Consider the following 24,745-nt stretch of genomic DNA (forward strand, 5'->3'; position numbering starts at 1 on the left):
GTCTGCTAAAGTTAAAAAATATTTAGCTGAAATATGCTGATAATGATATTTTTATACTCAAAACTTCTGCTTTGCTATAGCCATGAGTACTATAAAGATCTCAAAAAATTAAGGTAATCTTCTTGTGTATCAATATCTACTAATTTGTCACTCTTAATTGGAATAACTTGTGTTTTATGAGTGTTTAAAAAGTCTTTTGCGCCTTTGTCGCCTTTTAGACACTGAAGTTGTTTAAAGAAGGTCTTCGGGAAAATTGCTGGAACACCAATGTTGTTTGAATAATCTGAAGCTGAAATTTTAGTTGGATTTTTTTTAAAAGAACTGATTAATGCATTGAGATAATTTGAATCCACCTTTGGTTGATCGCCAAGCATAATTAAAACCGCATCGAAATTTTTGTCTTCGATGTATTGTATGCCTTCAATAATACTTGAGCTTAATCCTTCATTGTGATTATTGTTAGTTATAACTTCAATATCATATTGTACAAGAGATTGTTGAATGTTTTTAGCATTAGCACCTAACACACAAAATATTTTGTTGGCTTTAGATTGAATAGCGTTTTCAATACTAATGCCTAAGAGTGTCGTCTTTCCAATAGGCAGTAATTGTTTTGTAGTTCCCATTCGACTCGAGCTTCCTGCACTGAGAATTAAAATAGAAATAGTCATCTATTTATGGATTTTACCTAGTATAGCTCTCAAAGACATCGGTTCGGTTTCTCGAATGACCATTAGAATTTCAGATAAAATAGACAAAGCAATTTCTTCTGGAGTAATGGCGCCAATGTGTAATCCTGCAGGACTATAAATAGAGTTTAGAAAAGTTTCAGAGAGTTCAGGAAGGTAATGTAGTAACTCATCTTGTAACTGATTTCGGCGTTTTGAAGATCCTAAAACCCCAATATATTTTGGTTGTAAAGGTTCCAATTTCAGTAGGTATTTTAAATCTTGCACATAGTTGTGTGTCATTAATACTACAACGGTTTTTTTGTCTATTTTTAAATCAGCGATTTCTGGAGTTTGTGCTGTGACCAATTTAGCTCCTGGGAAATCTGACAAGGATTTGGGGTCTTTAATTGATGTCATGACATCGACTTCCCATCCAAGCATACTTCCCATTGTGCAGAGTTTTACAGCATCATGCTCACCTCCAATAATTAAGAGTTTAAGGCTTGGTTGCAAAGTCTGTAAAAATACGTCTAAGTCTTCTTTGTTTTCAGGTTTGAAACCTGCGGAAAATGTATAATTTAAATTGTCATTTATTCGAAAAATACTTCCGAAATCACCAGTTGTATTATCTTCTTTCTGATAGTAAGTTGAAATATCAAATTGCTGTCGTGTTTCTAAAATATGTTGAAAGGATTTCAGGAATTCATCAGAAATATGAAACGGTTCAATTAAAATATATAAGATGCCTTCGCATCCCAAACGAAAGCGACCATCATAGGTCATAACTTTAGCCCTATTTTTTTTTAAAACAGATTGTGCTCTTCGAAGTATTTCATTTTCTACACAACCACCACTTACGGCTCCAATCATTGTTCCATCTTCAGAAATAAGCATTCTTACACCTGGTTTTCTGTAAGATGATCCTTCAAGGGATACCACAGTCGCCAATACGTTTTTCAATCCGTTTTGTTGATTGATTTTAGCGCGATATACAATGTCTTTGAATTCGTGTGTCATTATTATAATTGGTCAGCGCTTACTAAAATACTATTTTAATAAATAAGTACTCTATTGAATTTAAAGAAATTGAGATTAAGTTGTTTACGAGGCGTAGTTTTCTAAATATTTAGTTCTAATAATTTGGTCGACAGGCGTGTTGCTTATTTTGCTTTCTAACCAAGAAATAATATCTAGATACAAAAATGCTCTTCTTTCAAAAGGATGATCTTCATACTGCTTGAGTGTTGTATGTAATTCTTTAAACGCCTTTTTTAATTCATGAGGATAAATGTCTTGCAATCCTTTGATGAATTTTATCATTTCCTTTTGGACTTCGTGAAGGTCATTCATCTTGATTAAAAACTTATAAGTCGTTCTTAATAAGGTGTCTAGGTGGTAATCTAATCCAGCTTCATAATGTGCTACAAGATTTAAAACCCTTGAAAAACATAATAAGTCTTCACGCATGGATAACGATCTATTTGAAATAATTTTATCCAGATATTTTATACATTCTTTGTTGTTTCCAGCACCAAAATGCATGCTGGCAAATTTGTAATAAAATATCATTTTATGGTGTTCGTCTATTCGATTTCGATATTGAATTAAATCTTTTTCTATCTTCGGAATTAAAACCAAGCCTTCATGAAAACTTCCGTCAATAAAATGCTTATTGATATCGTGAAAGTTTAAGTATAAGAAGGTTAGTGTTAGAATGTTTTCATCCTTTGGGAAAGATTCATCTTCAACTTTTGATTTCAAATTAGAGAATACCTCTATAAATTTTGGTTTGTTCTTTATAAAGAAAATAGACTCCAATAAATAATTGTTTGCTTTCAAGAAAAAAACAGGATTCAAATTAACCATTTTAGGATACTGAGAAAATAAATTCACACATTTTGCTGCATATCTATAGCAGTTTAAAAAATCTTGCATTAAAAAACTATACCACAAATGTGTCTTGTATAGCCAGAGTTTTTCTCTAAATCCTAGTTGTGACAATTTTATTTTGGGAAGCCTGTCATTAAAATATTTGGTAACTTCTTTGCTCTCTTCTTCATTTTTTACATATCCTGTTTTTAATATGATGCTATAAAGTTGAAGCGATAGATTTGAGAGTTTACTAGCAATTACATTTAGAGTACTCAATTCTTTCGCTTGTATGGTTAGTTCATCTGCTCTTGTGCTAATACTTCTGGTGATGTATTGCGCTTCAATGATTTTTTCGAGTTCTACAATTTCAAAAGCTAGATTCTTCTCTTCATTTTGAATGGCAACATCTTTTGCTTTATCTAAAATTTTTAAACTTTGTTTGTATAAACCTTTGTGGTATAAGATAGACGCAAAATCTAATTGCTCCCTAATTTGAGATCTGATATTTTGATGTGAAGGATTGAGTTTTAGGCTAATTAAAATCTGCTTGTACAAATGCGATTTCACATTAGCAAGTTGCTGTTTCTTTACAATGCCACTTTTTAGAATTAGCGCTTCGTCATAAACATTAGATTTATCAAGAAGGTTAAAAAGATTTAAAAATTTTGAATCTGAATTTACGCCCAAACGACCAACATATAATTTAAATTGACGCTTTTCAGATTTTGAAAGCGACTTAATAAGTAAAAACAAATTATCTTTTTGATCCTTAGTCATCAAACGAATACTATTTTAATAGATTGAAAATCAGTTAATTAAATTATAAACTTTTGTTTGAACATCGTAAAACTAAATAGTGCTATACCTGTTAAAACATTTCCAAAATATACATTCGTAAGACAATAGAAAAATATATTTAGAAAAATGTCTGATTCAAACGTAAAAATTTTCGATACAACACTTCGCGATGGAGAGCAAGTTCCGGGTTGTAAATTAAATACCGACCAAAAAGTTATTATTGCTGAGCAACTAGATATACTAGGTGTCGATGTGATTGAAGCAGGGTTTCCTGTTTCAAGTCCAGGTGATTTTAAATCTGTTGAAGCGATTTCTAAAATGGTGAAAAACGCTACGGTTTGTGGTTTAACACGTTCAGTTGAAAATGATATCAAAGTGGCTGCTGAAGCTTTGACTTATGCGAAGCATGCTAGAATTCATACAGGAATCGGTACTTCAGATTCGCATATTAAGCATAAATTTAAAAGCAATAAAGAAGCTATTATTGAACGTGCAGTTAAAGCTGTAAAATATGCTAAGTCATTTGTTGAAGATGTAGAGTTTTATGCTGAAGACGCTGGTAGAACAGATAACGAATATTTAGCAAGAGTCTGTGAAGCTGTTATAAAAGCTGGGGCAACTGTTTTAAATATTCCAGATACGACTGGTTATTGTTTGCCAAGCGAATATGGCGCAAAAATCAAATACTTAAAAGAGAATGTCAGGGGTATAGACAAGGCAGTTTTATCATGTCATTGTCATAATGATCTTGGCTTGGCTACAGCAAACTCGATTGAAGGTGTTATCAATGGCGCTCGTCAAATAGAATGTACGATTAATGGTATTGGTGAACGAGCAGGAAATACAGCTTTAGAAGAAGTTGTAATGATTTTAAAACAGCATCCATATCTTGAGTTAGATACAAATATCAATACATCCATGCTTTATGGAATGAGTCAATTGGTAAGTGATAGTATGGGAATTTATACGCAACCAAACAAAGCTATTGTAGGTGCAAATGCTTTTGCCCACAGTTCTGGGATTCATCAAGATGGCATGATTAAAAACCGCGGAACCTATGAGATTATTAATCCAAAAGATGTTGGTGTAACCGAGTCTGCAATCATCCTTACTGCTAGGAGTGGACGTGCTGCATTGGCTTATCGAGCAAAGCATGTTGGTTATGAGTTAACCAAAATTCAATTGGATGATGTCTATGCGAATTTTTTAAGTTTTGCAGATAAAAAGAAAGAGATTAACGATAGTGATATTCATCAAATTATCGAAACAAGTAAAGTGTATCAACAAATAATTTCAGCCTAGATGAGGAAAACATTATTCGATAAAGTTTGGGATGCGCATGTGGTTGATTCTATTGAGAATGGACCACAAATATTATATATAGATAAGCATTTAATTCATGAGGTGACAAGTCCTCAGGCTTTTAATGAATTAAAAGATCGCAAGGTTCCTGTCTTTAGACCAAATCAGATTGTTGCTACAGCAGATCATAATACGCCTACAGAAAATCAACATCTACCTGTTAAGGATGCATTATCAAGAAATCAGCTAGAGCAGCTATCTAAAAACTGCGAAGAAAATAATATTACATTATACGAGTTAGGTCACAAATATAATGGGATTGTTCACGTAATGGCTCCAGAGTTGGGTATCACACAACCAGGAATGACAATGGTTTGTGGTGATAGTCATACATCAACGCATGGTGCTTTTGGTACAATTGCTTTTGGGATTGGTACAAGTCAAGTGGCACAAGTTTTTGCTAGTCAATGCTTGTTGCTTACAAAACCTAAAAGTTTAAGAGTTTTGGTTAATGGTAAATTACAGCGTGGCGTCTTGCCAAAAGATGTCATCCTTTACATTATTTCGAAGTTAGGAACAAATTCAGGGACAGGATATTTCTGTGAGTATGCTGGAGATGTTTTTGAAAACATGAGTATGGAGGGCCGAATGACCGTTTGTAATATGAGTATTGAAATGGGAGCAAGAGGCGGTATGATTGCTCCAGATGAGACGACTTATAATTATATTAAAGGTAGAGAGTTTGCACCAAAAGGAAGTGAGTTTGATAAAAAAGTAGCCTATTGGAAAACCTTGCCTACAGATAAAGATGCTCAATTTGATAAAGAATACGTTTTTGATGCGGAAGATATTGAGCCCATGATAACCTATGGAACTAATCCTGGAATGGGTATTAAAATTTCAGAATCTATTCCTAAAAATGAAGATGCATCATTTAAAAAATCCTTGGAGTACATGGATTTTAAAGCTGGAGAAAGCTTAATAGATAAACCCATTAATTATGTATTTATTGGGAGTTGTACCAATTCTAGAATTGAGGATTTTAGAATTGCCGCTAATTACATCAAAGGAAAACGAAAATCAGATAACGTCACAGCTTGGTTAGTCCCAGGAAGTAAACAAGTTGAAGCTCAAATTATTGAAGAAGGTCTCAAGCCTATTTTTGAAGCTGCTGGTTTTGAACTTAGACAGCCAGGATGTTCTGCATGTTTGGCAATGAATGATGATAAAATTCCAAAAGGCGAATATTGTGTCTCAACATCCAATAGAAACTTTGAAGGACGACAGGGTCAAGGGTCGAGAACCATATTGGCTAGTCCATTAGTTGCTGCGGCAACAGCAGTGGCTGGGAAAATTATAGATATAACAAAAGATATTGAAGAACTAGAAGCTGTATAACATGGAAAAATTCACAACACTAAATTCTACTGCTATTCCATTAGATATTGCTAATGTAGATACCGATCAAATAATTCCTGCACGTTTTTTAAAAGCAACAGATCGCAAAGGATTTGGTGATAATGTATTTAGAGATTGGCGGTTTTATAATGATGGTTCTGTGAATTCAGATTTTGTGCTTAATAACCCAAAATACTCTGGTCGCATACTAATTGCAGGTGATAATTTTGGATGCGGATCGAGCAGAGAGCATGCTGCTTGGGCGATTACCGATTTTGGTTTCAAAGTCGTGGTGTCGAGCTTTTTTGCAGATATTTTTAAAGGCAATGCACTAAATAATGGTTTGTTGCCTGTTCAAGTGTCTGAGGAGTTTCTGAAGACACTACTAGATTTAGTCGAAAATAATCCAGAAACAGAATTGGAAGTCCATCTCGAAAACCAGACGATTTCAGTTAAAAACTCAGAATTATCTGAAACCTTTGATATTGATGCCTACAAAAAAACTTGCATGATTAATGGTTACGATGATATTGATTACTTAGTGAATAATAAAAAAATAATTGAAGCTTTTGAAGCTCAAAAAACATACTAATACACGAAATGAAATTAAATATAGCAGTATTACCAGGAGATGGGATTGGTCCAGAAGTAACGAATCAAGCTATTAAAGTTTTAAAAGCTATTGCTTCAGAGTTTGATCATAATTTCACGTTTAAAAATGCCGATGTTGGAGCTATTGCGATAGACAAGCATAATGATCCGTTGCCAGATGCAACTTTAGATATATGTAAATCTACAGATGCTATTTTGTTTGGTGCTATTGGTCATCCAAAATATGATAATGATCCTTCGGCAAAAGTGCGGCCAGAACAAGGGTTGCTCAAGCTTAGAAAAGAGCTAGGTCTGTTTGCTAATATTAGACCAGTAAAGGCTTATGATACGCTTTTGGACAAATCGCCTTTAAAGCGAAACATTATTAAAGGTGTCGATATCGTTATTTATCGTGAGTTGACTGGAGGTATTTACTTCGGAAAAAAATATCTAAGCGAAGATGGTAATGTTGCTTCAGATTTATGTGAGTACTCACGACCTGAGATTGAGCGCATTACACATTTAGCATTTGAAGCTGCTCAAAATAGAAGAAATAAGGTTACTTTAGTAGATAAAGCGAACGTTCTTGAAAGCTCTAGGCTTTGGCGTAGAGTTGTTACTGAAGTTGCTGAAAATTATAAAGACGTAGAATTAGATTTCCTATTTGTTGATAATGCTGCCATGCAAATGATTCTTAATCCAAAACAGTTTGATGTTATTTTAACTGAAAATATGTTTGGAGATATTATTAGTGATGAAGCCAGTGTGATTGGAGGTTCAATAGGATTGCTAGCATCAGCTTCAATTGGAAAAAAATATGCAATGTTTGAGCCCATTCACGGTTCATTTCCGCAAGCAACAGGAAAAGGCATCGCTAATCCAATTGCATCAATCTTATCTGCTGCAATGTTACTAGAGCATTTTGAATTGTTTAATGAAGCTCAATTCATCAAAATTGCTGTAGAAAAATCATTGAAATTACATATTTCAACTCCAGATATCAATTCGAAATACGATAACATAACCACAAGTAAGGTTGGTGATTTTATTGAGGATTTCATTAATAATCCTGATGATACCAACATGAATTTTACAAACATTCATTTGGGGCAATCAACAATCATATAATTAAATGCCTACACAGCCAAAACTTACGAGATTTAATCAAAATGTACTGTCTAAATATCAGATTTACAACAGTATTTTTATGACTTTGCCTTTCGATACAATTACTAAAACAGGAGCGCTCTTGCCTTTATTTCATGAGACGTGTAGCAAAGGTTTTGCAAATGGAGACGATCCAACAACTATAGTTGATAGATTTTTTAAAAAGTATCAAGCACGTCGTTCGCCTAAAAGTCAGATTAATCTTTTGTTTAGATTTATTCAGTATATAGAACGTCAAGTTGTATTGTTTGATGCTGTTGAAGATGCCGCATTTCCAATTGTAAATAATATGGATGGTATCGGAACGTTGCGAAGTTTAAAAGAATCTGCCTCTGCTGAAAACAAACTAGAAACACTTCAGAAATATCTTGAAGAATTTAAGGTTAGAATTGTTCTTACAGCACATCCAACACAGTTTTATCCAGGTTCGGTTTTAGGAATTATTACAGATCTAACCGAAGCTGTTCGTGAAAACGATTTGCTTCGCATTAATGATTTATTAGCACAATTAGGAAAAACGCCATTTTTCAAAGATAAAAAACCATCACCTTACGATGAGGCGGTAAGCTTAATTTGGTATTTGGAAAATGTATTCTATAAATCCTTCGGAACGATTTACGATTATATTCAACACAATATTTTTGACGGAAAGCAAATCGATAACGATATCATTAATATCGGGTTTTGGCCTGGAGGTGATAGAGATGGAAATCCGTTTGTAACACCAGAAATAACTCTGAAAGTTGCTAATAGATTACGTGAAACGATTATTAAAAACTATTATAGAGACGTTCGACGATTGAGACGTAAATTAACATTTCAAGGTGTTGAGCAACGAATTGTTGTTTTAGAAACAGAGTTGTATAAAATGATTACCAATAAAAAGTCGAGTTTAACTGTGGAGAGTTTTGCTTCAGAATTAAAAGCGATTAAGGACGTCATTATAAAAGACCATCATTCGCTTTATGTTTCAGAAGTAAATAGTCTTTTAAATAAGATTCATCTTTTCGGGTTTCATTTTGCGAATCTTGATATCCGTCAAGACAGCCGAAAGCATGCTCAATTCTTTAATGATATGGTTAATGCACTCATTAAAAGCGGAAGTGATGTTTTTCCGAAGAATTACCACGAATTATCAGAAGGAGAACAAATCAAGATTTTGTCTAAAGTTGAAGGTTCAGTTGATTTATCTTTAATAACAGACGAAGAAACCTTGAAGGCTTTAAATACAATGAAAGCTATTAAAGTTATTCAAGAAACGAATGGTGAGCAAGCTGCAAATCGTTACATTATAAGTAACAATCAAACAACTTTAAATGTTATGCAATTGTTTGCAATGCTTAATTTGGTTGCATTTCAAGAGGAATTAACCGTTGATATCGGGCCATTATTCGAAACTATCACCGATTTAGAAAATGCCCCATCTGTAATGGAAGAGTTGTATGCAAATCCAGAATATGCTACGCATCTAAAATCTCGTGGCAATAAGCAAACGATTATGCTTGGGTTTAGTGACGGAACTAAAGATGGAGGTTATTTAATGGCGAATTGGGCAATTTATAAAGCCAAGGAAAATTTAACTACGGTTTCAAGAAAACACGGTGTTACTGTAATTTTCTTCGATGGTCGTGGTGGTCCACCAGCACGTGGAGGAGGAAAAACACATAACTTTTATGCGTCTTTAGGGCCAACAATTGAAGATGATGAGGTTCAGTTGACTATCCAAGGTCAAACTATTAGTTCTAATTTTGGAACATTAGAATCCTCCCAATATAATTTAGAACAATTGATAAGTTCTGGGATTTATAATGGATTAAGTGATAAGGATTTAAGAATGCTTCCGGATAATAGAGCGGTCATGGATGACCTGGCGACATTAAGCTATGAAGCTTATCGGAATTTTAAAGCACATCCTAAATTTATTCCGTATTTAGAGCACATGAGTACCTTGAAATATTACGCTAAAACTAATATTGGGAGTCGTCCTTCAAAAAGAGGAAAGGCAGAAGGCTTGGTTTTTGAAGATTTAAGAGCAATTCCGTTTGTGGGATCTTGGAGCCAATTAAAACAAAATGTCCCAGGGTTTTTTGGAGTTGGTACTGCGCTCAAGCATTATGAGGATACAAATCAATTTGATAAAGCCCAACTATTGTTTCAAACGTCAGATTTCTTTAAGACACTTATTGAAAATAGTATGATGTCCTTGTCTAAATCGTTTTTCGATTTAACAAAATACATGAGTGAAGATACTGAGTATGGTGAGTTTTGGAATGTTATTTATAAAGAATATCAAACTTCTAAACGTTTGCTTTTAAAGCTTACAGGCTATAAAGAGCTTATGGAAGAAGAACCTGCAGGAAAAGCATCTGTTGCGGTTAGAGAGTCTATTGTCTTGCCCTTATTAACGATTCAGCAGTTTGCTTTAAAGAAGATTCAAGAGTTGGAAAAAGAAGGCGTTGCATCTGGTGATGAGATTGAAGTTTATCAAAAAATGGTAACACGTTCATTATTTGGAAATATTAATGCTAGCCGAAATTCGGCCTAGAGTTCATTAATTGAATATATAAAAATCGCATGGCAATTTTAAATTGCCATGCGATTTTTTTGTTCTAGTAAGTGATTTTAATGTGGTTTTGTTTGCCCATTTCATTTTAGAATACAATAAACCCTCAAAAATTTCTTCTTGAGGGTTTATTCCTTAACTAACTAATAAAATAACAATCTTAGTGCTCATTCAATCTAAAGTCTGGATATGCATCCATTCCATGTTCGTGAGCATCAAGGCCTTCTAATTCTTCGCGTTCTGAAACTCTAATACCTACAGTTTTCTTCATAATGAAAATAATCAAGAATGAAGAGACGATACATATGCCAGCGTAAGAGACTACACCAATAAGTTGGCTAACAAATTGTGCGCCTCCTGCAAGTCCGCCAAAAAGCCCAACGGCTAGTGTTCCCCAAATACCACATACCAAGTGTACTGCGATAGCACCAACTGGGTCATCTAATTTTAATCTGTCAATTAAAGACACTGCAAATACAATAATAGTTCCTGCAATGGCTCCAATAATAATAGCATCTGTAGGACTCATTTGATCTGCTCCTGCAGTAATACCAACTAAACCTCCTAAAATTCCATTTAAGAACATGGTTAGATCCAAATTTTTAAATTTTAAATAAGACACCAATGCAGCTATAACACCACCTGCAGCTGCGGCCAAACATGTTGTAACTAAAGTTAATGATGTTAATCCTGGATCTGCAGATAATACAGAGCCTCCATTAAATCCAAACCAACCTAGCCATAAAATTATAACTCCGGCTGTTGCTAAAGGGATATTATGTCCAGGAATTGCTTGTAGTTTACCGTCTTTAAATTTACCAATCCTAGAACCTAACAAGCAAACAGCGACTAAAGCTGCCCAGCCACCAACGGAGTGTACTAGTGTTGAACCCGCGAAATCATAAAAAGGAGTTTCTAAAGATGTTAAAAATCCACCTCCCCAATGCCAAGAACCTGCAATTGGGTAGATTAAACCAACATAAATTACAGTAAATACCATAAAAGGGCCGATTTTCATACGTTCTGCTACTGCTCCAGAAACAATGGTTGCAGCTGTTGCTGCAAACATGCCTTGGAATAAGAAATCAGTCCAGTATGTGTAACCTCCATCTGCGTATTCAACAGTAAGACCATTTTCAGGTAGTGATAAGCCAAATAGATCAACAAAATAGTCGGGTAATACACCTCCTAAGCTAAAGCTTCCTGGGTACATTAAATTAAAACCTATTAAGCAGTATAATAACAATCCAATTGTGATTATAAAGATATTTTTAAACAAGATATTTATCGTGTTTTTTTGACGTGTCAATCCGATTTCTAAAAATGCAAATCCTAAATGCATAAAGAAAACGAGTGCTGTACAGATCATCATCCATACATTATTTGTAGTAAGTAATTCCATATGTTTTATTTTAAAGTGTTTCCTCCTTTTTCTCCTGTTCGTATTCTGTATACTTCATCAATTGTTGAGACAAAGATTTTGCCATCACCAACATCACCTGTAACGCTAGCTTCAAGAATGGCTTTTATGGTGACGTCTTCAAAATCGTCATTCACAACTATTGAGAGATAGCGACGTTGTATGTCACTTGTGCTGTATGAAACACCTCTGTAAACGTGGCCTTCTTTTTCGTTGCCTAATCCGGTAACATCCCAATAAGAGAAGAAATTTACCCCTACCTCGTGTAATGCTTTTTTTACTCCGGAAAACTTTGATTTCCGGATGATTGCTTCAACTTTTTTCATAATTATTTGGTATTAGTTATTTTCAATTAAAACGTGTAGATCGCACCTACTACAAAAGAGGCTAAGCTTTTTGTGTTCATTAAATCTGTATCGATAAAAATGTCTTCAGATCCGCTGTCTAATCTTAATTCAGGTTTGATTGTTAGATCATCTACAGTGTAACTTCCTGTTAGCGTTAGTCCAATTACGCTAAGATCATCTTCTACAAATTCACTCATAGTTTCAAAATATTCCCCTCTTAAACCTAAAGAGAAAGACTCGCTAAAGCTATATTGAGGATAAAGGTCTACACCGTAAAAACCCTCACCATCATTATCTGCGTAAGCTGCATTTAAACCTATGAAGAACTCATCTGAAGCATCAAATCCACCAGTATAATCGACTTCAAATCCTAAGCCAGCATCATCGTATAGTAGATTTAAAAATTGTCCGCTATAACCTAATTGAGCTCCTATTGCGTAGCTGCCATCTGGATTGAATTCGGTAACATCTGTTTGATTAAATACACCTAACATTAAACTTAAATCTTCAGATAATGTAAAATCTACTTTCAAACCTGTGTGAGAAAAAGGGCCATTAGAAAATAAATATGATGTAGAGTAGTTGAAGTTTCCTGCAGGCGCAATTACTTCATATCCTAAGAAAGTATTAAACTTTCCAAAAGTAAGTTTCGTGTTTTCGCTTATATTGTAGAATACAAATAATTGATTTAATACGGTTGCACTAGCAGCTTCACCACGAGGGCCAAATACTAAATCTGCTACACCTCCAACTTTGCCTTTTTCGTAAGAGGCAATAATATTTGCCATACCTAATGAAAATCCTGCAGTATCTGCAAATGATGTTCCGGGTGCAATTTGATCTTGGTCATTTGGAGCCGTTAAATTGGTTCTGTAGTAAGCATCGACACTGCCTTCAAAAGAGAATTTTTTATCTGGAGTGTCTTCTGTTGTTTCTTGTGCTGTTACTATTATTGAAATCAATAATAAAGTAAAAGTAAATAAATGTTTCATAAAATTAATATTTATAGATTATTTGAAGCAAATCTATATAAAAAGTTAATGTACCCTTAAAAAAATAGGGGTCATATATGAATTTTTGTGAATATTGAATTTATAACCCTATAAATTTATGGGTTAAAATTTTTTTGGATCATTTTTTGTAAAATCAATAATCGTGATTTTAGAATAATTACACAATAATCGCAATTAATTTGAATAATGTTTAAAAATAAGTCCATTACGAAAACGTTTTCGCAAAAAAAGGTGATGTTTGTTGAATTTTTTTCATTGTTGATTTATCAGCTAGGTAACATATTCATTGTGTATAGTGTAATTAAACAGAGTCCTTTTGTGAATTCTTGAAAAGTGTTTCCGCTTTTTTTTTAATCAAGTTCAAGGGGCTATATTAGTTGTATAATAAGGTTGAAGAAGCCTTTAAATTTTTCTGAATTATGCTGAAGAAACAAGGACTTTATTTACCAGAATTTGAACATGATAATTGTGGTGCAGGATTTATATGTAGTTTAACAGGTAAGCGTTCTAATGATATTATTCATAAAGCGCTTGAAATTCTAGTGAAACTAGAACATCGAGGCGCTGTCAGTTCTGATGGTGTAACTGGTGATGGAGCAGGAATCTTAATTGATATTCCGCATAAGTTTTTTAAAATATTTTGTGATTTTGAATTGCCAGAGGCAGGTGAGTATGCTGTTAGTAATGTGTTCCTTCCTAAAAAGGATAATCAAAGAGACTATTGTATTAATATATTTGAAACCGAAATTAAAAACCAAGGTCTTAAACTCATTGGTTGGAGAGATGTTCCGGTGAATAGTGGGGTTTTAGGAGAAATCGCAAAAACGACAGAGCCTTTTGTGAGACAAGTTTTCATAGGGAAGTCAGATGAAAGCCAATCAGAAAGAGCATTTAATCTGAAATTGTTTGCTGCACGAAAAATTGCAGAGCATACCATATATGATTCTAAATTATCAGAATCTCAATTCTTTTATGTGCCCAGTCTGTCCACAAAAATCATCATTTTTAAAGGCTTATTAAAACCAGAACATATTAATGAGTACTATTTGGATTTATTTAATTCGGCATTAGACACGCGTTTAGCATTAGTTCATCAGCGTTTTTCAACCAATACATTTCCAACCTGGGATTTAGCACAACCGTTTAGATACATTTGTCATAATGGTGAGATCAATACCTTAAGGGGAAATGTCTCTCGCATGTTTTCGCGTGAAGAGATCATGAAGTGTGATGCCTTTGGTGATGATATCAAAAAAATCATTCCTACCATTTTAAAGGGGAAATCAGATTCAGCAACTTTAGATATGGTCGTTGAACTCTTATTAATGTCTGGGCGTTCATTGCCTGAAACCATGATGATGCTCGTGCCAGAAGCTTGGGAGAAAAACCCAAGCATGTCTGATGCTAAAAAAGCATTCTACGAATACAATTCTTGTTTGATGGAACCTTGGGATGGACCAGCTTCTATTCCGTTTACCGATGGTAATTTTATTGGTGCTGTTTTGGATAGAAACGGTTTGCGTCCTTCACGATATACTGTTACTAAGAAGGGTAATGTGATTATGTCTTCGGAAACAGGAGTCGTTGATATTAAACCCGAAGATGTTGAGTTTCATGGTCGTTTAGAGCCAGGAAAAATGTTTTTGGTAGATATGAATGAAGGAAGAATTGTCAACGACGAAGAAATAAAAGAAGAAATCGCGTCGAGGCATCCTTACCGAGAATGGCTTGATGATAATTTGATTCATTTACGTGATATTTCAGCGAAAAAGGGACCTATTCTATACGATGAAATTGATTTAAAAAAGCGAGAAATTGTTTTTGGATATACAGAGGAAGATTTAAATACCATCATTAGACCAATGGCACAATTGGGAAAAGAGCCAATTGGATCTATGGGAAGTGATACGCCTATTGCGATTTTGTCTGAACGTCCACAATTAATTTATAACTACTTCAAACAGTTATTTGCTCAGGTTACTAATCCGCCTTTAGATGGAATTAGAGAAGAGTTAATTACAGATATCAGTCTCACTTTAGGTTGCGATGTTAACTTATTTGATATTAACCCTGAACATTGCAAAAAACTGAAAATTCAAAACCCAGTAATTTCAAAACATGATTTAGACAAAATTAGAAATTACGATTCTAATCCGGATTTTAATATAGAATCGATTTCTATGCTTTATGAAGTGAATAGGGGTTTAAATGAGCTAGAAGTTGCTTTAGAAAATTTAGTAACTAAGGCTTCTAAAGCGATTGACGAAGGCGCTAATATTATCATCCTATCTGATAGGTATGTTGATGAGAATCATGCGCCTATTCCTGCGCTTTTAGCATGCTCGTATTTAAATCATGCCTTACACAAATTAAAAAAACGTTCTAAGATTAGTTTAATTATTGAATCTGCCGAACCTCGTGAAGTACATCATTTTGCTTTGTTATTTGGGTTTGGGGCTAGTGCTGTAAATCCATATATCGTAAACGAAATTGTACAAGAACAAATCAACAGTAAAGATGTTACTGATTTAGAATATTTGGCTGCGATTAAAAATTACAATAAAGCAGTTGGAAAAGGCATTCTAAAAGTGATGAACAAAATCGGGATTTCAACCTTAAACTCTTATCGTGGTTCACAGTTGTTTGAATGTGTTGGAATCAACACAGCGACTGTAGAAAAGTATTTTCCAAATACACCAACTCGTATTCAGGGTATCGGTTTAAGAGAGATTGAGCAAGAGATAGTTAAGCGTCACAAAAAAGCATTTCAGGTTAATGACACCAATGTTGATATTGAAGTTGGAGGTGAATACAGATGGAGACGCGGACAAGAAAAACACATGTTTAATCCGTTAACAGTTGCTAAACTTCAAGAATCTGTTCGTACTAATAAAGCATCTACTTTCAAAGAGTATTCAGAATTGATTAATAACCAATCTGAAAGTTTGATGACGATTAGGGGTTTGTTTGAGTTTGATCAATTTGACCCTATTCCATTAGAAGAAGTAGAGCCTTGGACAGCAATCGTAAAACGTTTTAAAACTGGAGCGATGTCTTATGGTTCTATTAGTAAAGAAGCTCACGAGAATTTAGCGATCGCTATGAATAGAATTGGTGGGAAATCTAATTCTGGTGAAGGTGGAGAGGATCAAGAACGTTTCTATAAGAGTTCGCAAGGGGATTGGAAAAACTCTGCCATTAAGCAAGTCGCATCTGGTCGATTTGGTGTCACATCAAATTACTTAACCAGTGCAAGTGAAATTCAAATAAAAATTGCTCAAGGAGCTAAGCCTGGAGAAGGTGGTCAATTACCTGGTCCGAAAGTAAATCCGGAAATTGCTAAAACAAGAAACTCAACACCATATGTAGGCTTAATTTCACCACCACCACATCACGATATTTATTCTATTGAAGATTTATCACAATTAATTTATGATGTTAAATCGGCAAATCGCGAAGCGCGAATCAATGTGAAATTGGTATCAGAAATTGGTGTAGGAACAGTAGCTGCTGGAGTTGCCAAAGCCAAAGCCGATGTTATTTTAGTAGCTGGTTTTGATGGCGGAACAGGAGCGACACCTTTAACTTCACAAAAACATGCAGGTTTGCCTTGGGAATTAGGAATTGCTGAAGCACAACAAACTTTAGTAATGAACGATTTGAGAAATCGAATAGTTTTAGAGTGCGACGGACAATTAAAAACGGGTCGTGATGTAGCGATAGCCTGTTTGCTTGGAGCGGAAGAGTTTGGTTTTGCAACGGCGCCTTTAGTGGCTTCAGGTTGTATTATGATGCGTGTGTGTCATTTAAACACCTGTCCAGTTGGTATCGCAACACAGAATCCAGAATTGCGTAAAAAGTTCAAAGGAAAACCAGAACATGTGGTTAACTATATGTATTTCGTAGCACAAGAATTACGTGAGATTATGGCGAAACTCGGATTTAGAACGATTAATGAAATGGTTGGTCAAGTGCAAAAGTTAAATCGAAATAAAGCCATTGAACATTATAAAGCCTCAGGTATTGATTTAACACCAATCTTGCATAAAATTGATGTGCCAGCAGGTACTAAATTATATAATACCGAACAGCAAGATCATAATTTGGAGGCGCATTTAGATTTCAAAATTATTAAGCAAGCGCATCAAGCTTTATTTAGAAGACAAAAAACACATTTAGAATTACCAATTACAAATGTAGATCGTGCTGTGGGAGCTATTGTAAGTAATGAAATTTCTAAAATTTATGGAGCAGATGGTTTGCCAGAAGAGACTATAAATATTGATTTTAACGGTTCTGCCGGACAGAGTTTTGGGGCGTTTGCTACCAAAGGATTGAGTTTTACTGTACATGGTAATACTAATGATTATTTAGGAAAAGGTTTGTCTGGAGCAAAATTGATTATCAAAGTCCCAGTAGAAAGCACTATTGTTCCTGAAGATAATATCATTACAGGAAATGTAACTCTATATGGGGCAACTGCTGGAGAAGTGTATATTAACGGAAAAGCAGGAGAGCGTTTTTGTGTAAGAAATTCAGGAGCTAAAGCTGTTGTGGAAGGTATTGGAGATCATGGTTGTGAGTATATGACAGGAGGGATTGCAGTAATTTTGGGAGAAGTAGGTCGAAATTTTGGAGCTGGAATGAGTGGTGGAATTGCTTACGTTTTAGATAGTGATGATGCCTTCAAGCAAAACTGTAACTCGGCAGATTTAAATATTGATCCAATAGAATTTGAAGCTGATGCTAATCAGCTTAGGCAATTGATAGAGAGCCACTATATGGCGACGACAAGTCCGTTAGCAAAACGCATATTAGCAGATTGGGAAGTCTATCTTCCGAAGTTCAAAAAAGTACTTCCAGAAGAATACAGACAAGCCTTATTAAGATTAGAAAAAGAACAATTAGAAACAGCTTAAACCATGGGAAAGATAACAGGATTTTTAGAGTATAAGCGTCAGGATGAATCATATCAATCCCCAAAAGAGCGTATAAAAAATTATAAAGAATTTACCATTCCGCTTGAAGAGGATAAGTTGAAAGATCAAGGCGCACGCTGCATGGATTGCGGTATTCCGTTTTGTCATGGTGGTTGTCCGTTGGGGAATTTAATTCCAGATTTTAATGATAAAGTTTACAAAGGCAAGTGGAAGGAAGCTGCTGAAATTTTACATAGAACTAATAATTTCCCTGAGTTTACAGGTCGTTTATGCCCTGCGCCATGTGAAGAAGCATGTGTATTAGGTATCAATGAAGATCCTGTTTCGATTGAGAATATTGAGAAAAACATTGTTGAAACAGCTTTTGAAGAAGGATGGATAACGGCAAATCCGCCAAAATTGAGAACAGAGAAAACAGTTGCTGTAATCGGTTCTGGGCCGGCAGGATTAGCGGCAGCGCAACAGCTAAATAGGGCAGGTCATACCGTTACGGTTTTTGAACGTGATGAAAAAGTTGGTGGTTTATTACGTTATGGAATTCCAGATTTTAAAATGGAGAAAACCGTAATTGATAGGCGTGTAAAGGTTTTAGAAGAAGAAGGCATTACGTTTACAACTAATGCACATGTTGGAGAAAATGTTGATGCTAATAAATTGAAAGACGAATTCGATGCTATTGTGTTATGTGGTGGAGCAACCGTTAGGCGAAGTATCCCCATTCCTGGTGCGGATTTAAAAGGCGTTACACAAGCGATGGACTTCTTAAAGTTGAATAATCAATGTGTTGATGGATTGGTAGCTTTTGAAGCTATCATTTCTGCTGAAAATAAAAATGTTATTGTGATTGGAGGAGGTGATACGGGTTCAGATTGCATAGGAACATCTAATCGTCATGGCGCAAAATCAGTAACCAACTTCGAGATTTTAAGTAAGCCCACCGAAGGTCGTCCTGCAAATCAGCCATGGCCATATTGGCCTATGAGGTTGAAAACAACATCATCACACCAAGAAGGTGTTGAACGCTTTTTTAGCATTTCAACTAAAGAATTTATTGGTGACAACAACGGAAATTTAAAAGGCTTGAAAACGGTTGAAGTTGAATGGATTTTTAAGGAAGGTGAGCGTCCGCAATTAAAAGAAATACCAAATACCGAAAAAGAGTGGGATTGTGAGTTAGCTTTATTGGCATTAGGATTTACGGGTGCAGAAAAAACATTAGCTGAACAATTTGGTTTAGACATGGATTTCAGAACTAATATTCAAGCGTCAACAAAAGATTATGCAACGAATGTTCCAGGGGTTTTTGCGGCAGGAGATATGCGTCGTGGTCAATCGTTGATTGTTTGGGCTATTTCTGAAGGGCGTCAAGCAGCACATTACGTGGATGCTTATTTAATGGGAGAATCACATTTGCCATTGAAAGATGATAGTGATTTGCCTAGAGTGTAAACCAAAAATATTTCTACTATGATTAAGTTTTAGGGTTGAGTCTAATTATTTTAGTGGAGTTAAAAGCATCTATTTTTAGATGCTTTTTTTTATTTTGGAAACTTGGCTCTAATCTCCTCTAAATATAAATTATGGATGCTTCCAATAGGTGAGTGTTCTGTTCCTAGACCTTGTAATAATTGTTAAAGTCATTTGCATTTAGATCGCTTTCAGCGAAAATATAAAGCAGTAAATTAGCTTTAGATTATGGCAATGCAGTCCTTTTTATGAAAACAAAAAGTGCACTATTTTTAGTGCACTTCTCAGGGGGTAATGAACGAACTTGTCGTTCTGCTATTAATTAATCTAGGGTTTAACAATATCTATATTAATTCAATACTGATTTAATGAGAAAATTAAATATGTTTTTATTTTACTTCAACATTAGCTTTTATAGCTTCCAAAAATACTTTTGCAGGTTTAAATGCTGGAATGTTGTGAGCTGGAATTAGAATAGTCGTATTTTTTAAAATATTTCTACCTGTTTTTTCTGCTCTGGTTTTGACAATGAAACTACCAAATCCTCTTAAATAAACGTTATCACCACTTTCTAGTGAGTATTTAACTTCGGCCATTAATGTTTCTACAGTTGCCAGCACATCATTTTTTTCAATTCCTAATTTATCAGAAATTTTAGTTACAATATCAGCTTTAGTCATTATTTTTATTTTTTAAATGTTGGTCAGTCTTTATAATAATAGTTTGTGCTATTTTAGCTATAACTTTTGTATCAGTGTCAATTTTAATGCCAAGTCGTCATTATTAGTAAGAAAAAATATTAATAGGCTGATTATCAATAAAATAAATATTTTATAAAAAATTATATGACAACCTGTATCACAAAAATAACCTCTGATATTTCGTATATGCACGATATATCGTAGATTAAATAATCTGTTTCGATCTTATTTTTACCTTCTGATATATCTTTTTTTTTTATTCGTGATTCTAACGTAGTGTGTTTCAGTCCTAATATTTCGGCAGCCCCATTCTTATCATGTATTTTCCAATTGGTTTTGTTGTCTCATCACTTTATTAATATTTAATGGTTCTTATTAATATAACGAGGTAATCAAATTACTGTTAATGCTTTTTGTGTATTATTTTATATTTTAAAATATCGGTAGAGAAGTTTATAAAATAAAAAAGCTAACCAAGGCACTACTGCGTATGCAAAAAACTCATCAAAATTATACTGACTATAAAAACTTGGTTCTTTATCAAAAGGCCAAAAATAGTTACGACTGTAATAACCGTTACTCTTAAAATATAAAAAGCCGTGAACAACAGACCAACCGAATAAAATAACTGCTATAGTTCTTTCTTTAGTTTTCATAATAAAATATTTATTTCATATGGATAGCCATGATTTAGATATAATCTAGCCAATTAAATGTTCGTCACATAAACATTTGTCTTTATTTCTAATGTTCACGCAGCCGTTTATGTAGCAAACAAGATTCTCGCTAACATTGGTTAGTTTTTTAACTATGTAATCTGCTATTAACTCTCGTTGGCATATCTCATTTTCGTTAGTCCCTATGAACCCCATTCCAGCTGATTGATCCTGAGGTTTTTGCATATCACCCTTATTTATGTCCATTTTACTAATTTTAACCGCTAAAAATAAAATTGCATAAAGTTTTTTCATGATTGAAAGTTTTAAACTTTATGAATTAATTAATAAGGATGTTTCAATCTTATAATATATAAGTGGTTAAGGGCTTTTAGAGATTGTCTGCTATAACTCAAGAATTAACTAAAACGATTTTAAGCTTAATATTTTTATTTTTTCAAATATTGGACAGTCTTCATGATAATAGATTGGTGCTATATTAATTATGTCTGTTCAAAAAAAATGCCAAACCTTCATTAATAAGAATGTTGGCCTTTATCTAATTGAATATCAATCAAATAAATTTCAGTAAAAAACAGATTGCTGTCTGTATTACAAAAATAAACTCCGATATTTCGTGTTTACACGAAATATCGGAGTTTTAATAATCTATTTCAATCTTATTTTTACCTTCTGATATCCCTTTTTTTCATTCGTGATTCTAACGTTGTAGGTTTTAGTCCTAATATTTCGGCAGCCCCATTCTTACCCCGTATTTTCCAATTGGTTATCTCTAATACTTTAATGATATAATCCCGTTCCACAGTTTCCAAAGTTGTTAGATCATCGGAGACTACATTATCAAACTTACCATCCATAAACCAATTGCCCAATCGCAATTGCCCTCCTTGATTAACTATAACAGCACGTTCGATGACATGCTCCAGTTCCCTTATGTTTCCAGGCCAATTGTAATGCATTAATCGCTCAATGGTTTTTTGATTTACCGTTTTTATTTTATTATTTACTTTATGGTTGTATTTATTTACAAAATGATGAACCAGACTCGCGATATCATCAATACGCTCTCTTAGCGGTGGACACGTAATTGGAAAAACCTTTAAACGATAGTAGAGGTCTTGTCTAAATTTATTTTCCAATACCTGATTAGCCAAATTTCTGTTAGTTGCAGTAATAATACGAACATCAATTTTTATGGTCTTTTCACCGCCTACCCGTTCAAACTCACTTTCCTGCAATACACGCAATAAACGTGATTGTAAGCCAACTGGTAAATCACCTATTTCATCAAGAAATAGTGTGCCTCCATTAGCCAATTCAAATCGTCCAATTTTTCGATTTATAGCACCAGTAAAAGCGCCTTTTTCGTGTCCAAACAGTTCGCTTTCTATCAAATTTGCCGGAAGTGCGGAGCAATTAACTTTAATCAAGGGCTTGTGTTTTCTTTCACTTGCTTCGTGAATGGCTTTGGCAATTAACTCTTTTCCAGTGCCAGTTTCTCCTAAGATAAGAACTGTCGAATCCGTTTTGGCTACCTGTTCTACCTCCTTTAGCACTTTTCTCAAGGATTTGCTAGAACCAACAATTTCATCAAAACTGCCTTCCAGTTTTAATTCTTCTTTTAAATAAATATTCTCGGCTTCGATTTCCTGTTTTAATTCTGTCAGCTTATTTAACGCATTCTTTAATTCTTTTTCAGATTTTTTACGTTCTGTAATATCTTCATTGACCCCAATTATTCTATCCAGTTCACCATCAATATTAACAGGAGTTGCAGATGCATTAATATATCTAACTTCTTTGTCAGGGCGAATGATCCTGAAATTAATATCATAAACTGATTTATTTTTGTATACCTCTGCCTGTTGATCAAACAAATACTCCAAATCTTCTGGATGCACAAAATTATTATAGGATTCCAAGGTTAAATCAAATTCAGACGGAGCTATTCCGTGTATTTCATACTGTCTATCATTCCAAGTCACTTCACCAGTATTTACATCAAAAGACCATACACCTAACTTGGCCGTCTTTACCACCAGATTAAGCTGTGAAAACGTTTTTTTAAGATGTTCTTCAGCAGCTTTCCTTTCAGTAATATCTTGAAAAATACCAGTTAACTTAACTGGTTTTCCCTCTTTTAATGTCACTTCACATGTAGTACGAACACTGATAAGTCGGCCCTTTGTGGTATAGGTTTCGAGTTCTAAATCATAGCCTTCTCCACGCTCCATTGCTACTTGCAAGGCTTCAGAGATGATTTGGCGTGATTCGGGTAGAAAATAGGAGACACCAGCATCTACCGTTGGATTAAACTCATCAGGAGATGTTTCGTGGATGTGGTAGGTCTCGGAGGTCCAAAACAGATCTTTAGTCGCTAAATCTAGTTCCCATCCCCCTAGCTTCGCAACAGTCTGTGAAGCTTCGAGCAACTGAGCAGTCTTTCGCAATTCCTCTTCCACTTTTTTACGTTCAGTGATATCCCTTGAGACAATTATCACCTGAGTTATTATACCAGATTTTTCAAATGGACCTATTTTGGATTCAAACCATATAGGTTCACCTTTTAATCCATTGCCACGATATTCCATAATTTCACTCCCTCCAGATCTAAAAACTTTTGCCACTTTATCTTTAAACTCTTCGGAAAATTCCTCTGGAATCCAAGAATACACAGAAGACCCAATTACATCTTTTTGTGTTAAACCCTCAAGCGTTTTATTTATATAATTAATTTTGCCAGTGCTATCGATTTGCAATAAAAAATCTGGGACGTTTTGAGTAAATATCGTGATTCTTTCTTCACTTGCCCTTAATTCTTTTTCAGATTCTTTCCTTTTGGTAATATCTCGAATTACGCCAATAAGATACTTTTCATTATTGGGATTAATATATCTCGCTTTTCTTGTAGAAATTGTTCTGGTTGGTTTCCCTTTAACCGTAATTGACTCTTCGTTTATATTTTCCTCTCCGGTCCTTAAGACTTGCTTATCTATCTTTAAAAACTCTTCCTTTTCATCGAGTGCAACATCTTCTGCAAGTGTTTTACCAATAATGTCATCTCTTTCCTTTTCAAAGAGTGTGCAAAACGCATCATTCACAAGAGTTAAAATGCTATTTTCGTTTTTAACAAAAATAGGATCACCAATATTGTTGATGATATTATCAAGATATTTCTCACTTATTTCTGCTTTTTCTTTAGCTTTAATGAGCTCATTTTCGGCGTGCTTCTGCTTGCTTATATCAAAAGCCGTTAAAAGGTATTTCTTCTCATTTTCTAATAGAATTCCTTCAATATGTATAAAGGTAGATGGCTTTTCATTTATAACGAGCCTTGCTTCAAAGTTTTGTTTGGTATTGGTACCTGATATTCTGTCTAAAAAATCTATAAAAAGGGAACGGTTTTCCAAGGCAATAAAAAAATTGAAGTTACTATTTATCAATTTTGAACGCTCCTTGTTGAGCATTTTTGCGGCGTTAAAATTTAACTCGCAAATTTCACCATTGCTGTTAAGTGTAAATTTTCCATCAGGAGAATAATCATAAAGGTTCGTATATTTTTCAGCATTGGTTTCTGCTTTTTCCTTTGCAAGTTCCAGTTCTTCCTTCTGCATTTCTAATTCTATCTGGTGCACTTCAAGCTCATGCACCAGCTTTATTGTTTCGGTTTCTGTTAACGCAACTGATTTATTGCTGTGCTTTTTTTTCAATAGTTCTTCAGCTTTCCGTCGAATTACCTTAGCATCGATAGATTTTTTGGTTTCCTTTTTCATGTGTTTACATTTATTGTTTTTCAATAGTCACATGCTGTTCGCTAT

Annotated in this window: 17 protein-coding genes; 7 read left to right on the forward strand and 10 right to left on the reverse strand. The window is 34.3% G+C overall.

All coding sequences use genetic code 11. From position 1 onward, the window contains the following. Positions 1-89 precede the first annotated feature (89 nt). The 3 genes from V7719_RS01895 to V7719_RS01905 all read right to left on the reverse strand — a co-directional run bounded on the left by V7719_RS01895 (position 90) and on the right by V7719_RS01905 (position 3,320). Positions 90-671: a nucleotidyltransferase family protein gene (locus tag V7719_RS01895; protein ID WP_335728162.1), complete on the reverse strand. Its 582-nt coding sequence runs from the start codon at positions 669-671 to the stop codon at positions 90-92. Further along, positions 672-1,688: an XdhC family protein gene (locus tag V7719_RS01900; protein ID WP_335728163.1), complete on the reverse strand. Its 1,017-nt coding sequence runs from the start codon at positions 1,686-1,688 to the stop codon at positions 672-674. Positions 1,689-1,772: 84 nt separating this feature from the next. Then, entirely contained in the window at positions 1,773-3,320 is a 1,548-nt protein-coding gene (locus tag V7719_RS01905) for a hypothetical protein (RefSeq protein ID WP_335728509.1), read from the reverse strand. A gap of 147 nt (positions 3,321-3,467) precedes the next feature. On the opposite strand from V7719_RS01905, the gene V7719_RS01910 reads away from it, so the two are divergent. Genes V7719_RS01910 through V7719_RS01930 form a run of 5 tightly spaced genes read left to right on the forward strand, consistent with a single transcriptional unit; the run spans position 3,468 to position 10,344 of the window. Then, entirely contained in the window at positions 3,468-4,643 is a 1,176-nt protein-coding gene (locus V7719_RS01910; RefSeq protein WP_335728164.1) for a 2-isopropylmalate synthase, read from the forward strand. Then, entirely contained in the window at positions 4,644-6,041 is a 1,398-nt protein-coding gene (gene leuC / locus V7719_RS01915) for a 3-isopropylmalate dehydratase large subunit (protein WP_335728165.1), read from the forward strand. 1 nt (position 6,042) lies between these two features. After that, positions 6,043-6,633: a 3-isopropylmalate dehydratase small subunit gene (gene leuD, locus V7719_RS01920; RefSeq protein ID WP_335728166.1), complete on the forward strand. Its 591-nt coding sequence runs from the start codon at positions 6,043-6,045 to the stop codon at positions 6,631-6,633. 8 nt (positions 6,634-6,641) lie between these two features. Continuing rightward, a complete protein-coding gene (leuB, locus tag V7719_RS01925; protein WP_335728167.1) occupies positions 6,642-7,760 on the forward strand; it encodes a 3-isopropylmalate dehydrogenase in 1,119 nt (372 codons plus the stop codon). Between the two features lie 4 nt (positions 7,761-7,764). Continuing rightward, on the forward strand, positions 7,765-10,344 hold the full coding sequence (locus tag V7719_RS01930) for a phosphoenolpyruvate carboxylase (RefSeq protein ID WP_335728168.1): 2,580 nt from the start codon (positions 7,765-7,767) through the stop codon (positions 10,342-10,344). Between the two features lie 178 nt (positions 10,345-10,522). On the opposite strand, the gene V7719_RS01935 is transcribed toward V7719_RS01930, so the two are convergent. From V7719_RS01935 to V7719_RS01945, 3 genes are read right to left on the reverse strand one after another with little or no spacing between them, the layout of a single operon-like run. Beyond that, positions 10,523-11,764, reverse strand: coding sequence for an ammonium transporter (locus V7719_RS01935; RefSeq protein WP_335728169.1), 1,242 nt, complete (start codon positions 11,762-11,764; stop codon positions 10,523-10,525). Positions 11,765-11,769: 5 nt separating this feature from the next. Then, on the reverse strand, positions 11,770-12,108 hold the full coding sequence (locus V7719_RS01940) for a P-II family nitrogen regulator (RefSeq protein ID WP_335728170.1): 339 nt from the start codon (positions 12,106-12,108) through the stop codon (positions 11,770-11,772). Between the two features lie 26 nt (positions 12,109-12,134). Next, a complete protein-coding gene (locus tag V7719_RS01945) occupies positions 12,135-13,121 on the reverse strand; it encodes an outer membrane beta-barrel protein (RefSeq protein WP_335728171.1) in 987 nt (328 codons plus the stop codon). 440 nt (positions 13,122-13,561) lie between these two features. On the opposite strand from V7719_RS01945, the gene gltB reads away from it, so the two are divergent. Both gltB and V7719_RS01955 read left to right on the forward strand, forming a co-directional pair. Further along, complete coding sequence (gene gltB, locus V7719_RS01950; protein ID WP_335728172.1) at positions 13,562-18,061, forward strand: glutamate synthase large subunit; 4,500 nt, start codon at positions 13,562-13,564, stop codon at positions 18,059-18,061. Between the two features lie 3 nt (positions 18,062-18,064). Beyond that, positions 18,065-19,531 carry a glutamate synthase subunit beta gene (locus V7719_RS01955; protein WP_335728173.1) on the forward strand — a complete coding sequence of 489 codons (1,467 nt, stop codon included), beginning with the start codon at positions 18,065-18,067 and terminating at the stop codon, positions 19,529-19,531. A 407-nt stretch (positions 19,532-19,938) separates the two neighbouring features. On the opposite strand, the gene V7719_RS01960 is transcribed toward V7719_RS01955, so the two are convergent. From V7719_RS01960 to V7719_RS01975, 4 genes are all read right to left on the reverse strand, one after another. Beyond that, positions 19,939-20,229: an HU family DNA-binding protein gene (locus tag V7719_RS01960; protein WP_335728174.1), complete on the reverse strand. Its 291-nt coding sequence runs from the start codon at positions 20,227-20,229 to the stop codon at positions 19,939-19,941. Positions 20,230-20,675: 446 nt separating this feature from the next. Beyond that, positions 20,676-20,906 (reverse strand): hypothetical protein, encoded by a 231-nt coding sequence (locus V7719_RS01965; RefSeq protein WP_335728175.1) that lies wholly within the window; start codon positions 20,904-20,906, stop codon positions 20,676-20,678. Positions 20,907-20,951: 45 nt separating this feature from the next. Then, positions 20,952-21,221 (reverse strand): hypothetical protein, encoded by a 270-nt coding sequence (locus tag V7719_RS01970; RefSeq protein WP_335728176.1) that lies wholly within the window; start codon positions 21,219-21,221, stop codon positions 20,952-20,954. 371 nt (positions 21,222-21,592) lie between these two features. Next, a complete protein-coding gene (locus tag V7719_RS01975) occupies positions 21,593-24,700 on the reverse strand; it encodes a sigma 54-interacting transcriptional regulator (protein ID WP_335728177.1) in 3,108 nt (1,035 codons plus the stop codon). Positions 24,701-24,745 lie beyond the last annotated feature (45 nt).

The sequence above is a fragment of the Psychroserpens sp. genome (assembly GCF_036960315.1).
Classification (GTDB): Bacteria; Bacteroidota; Bacteroidia; order Flavobacteriales; family Flavobacteriaceae; genus Psychroserpens.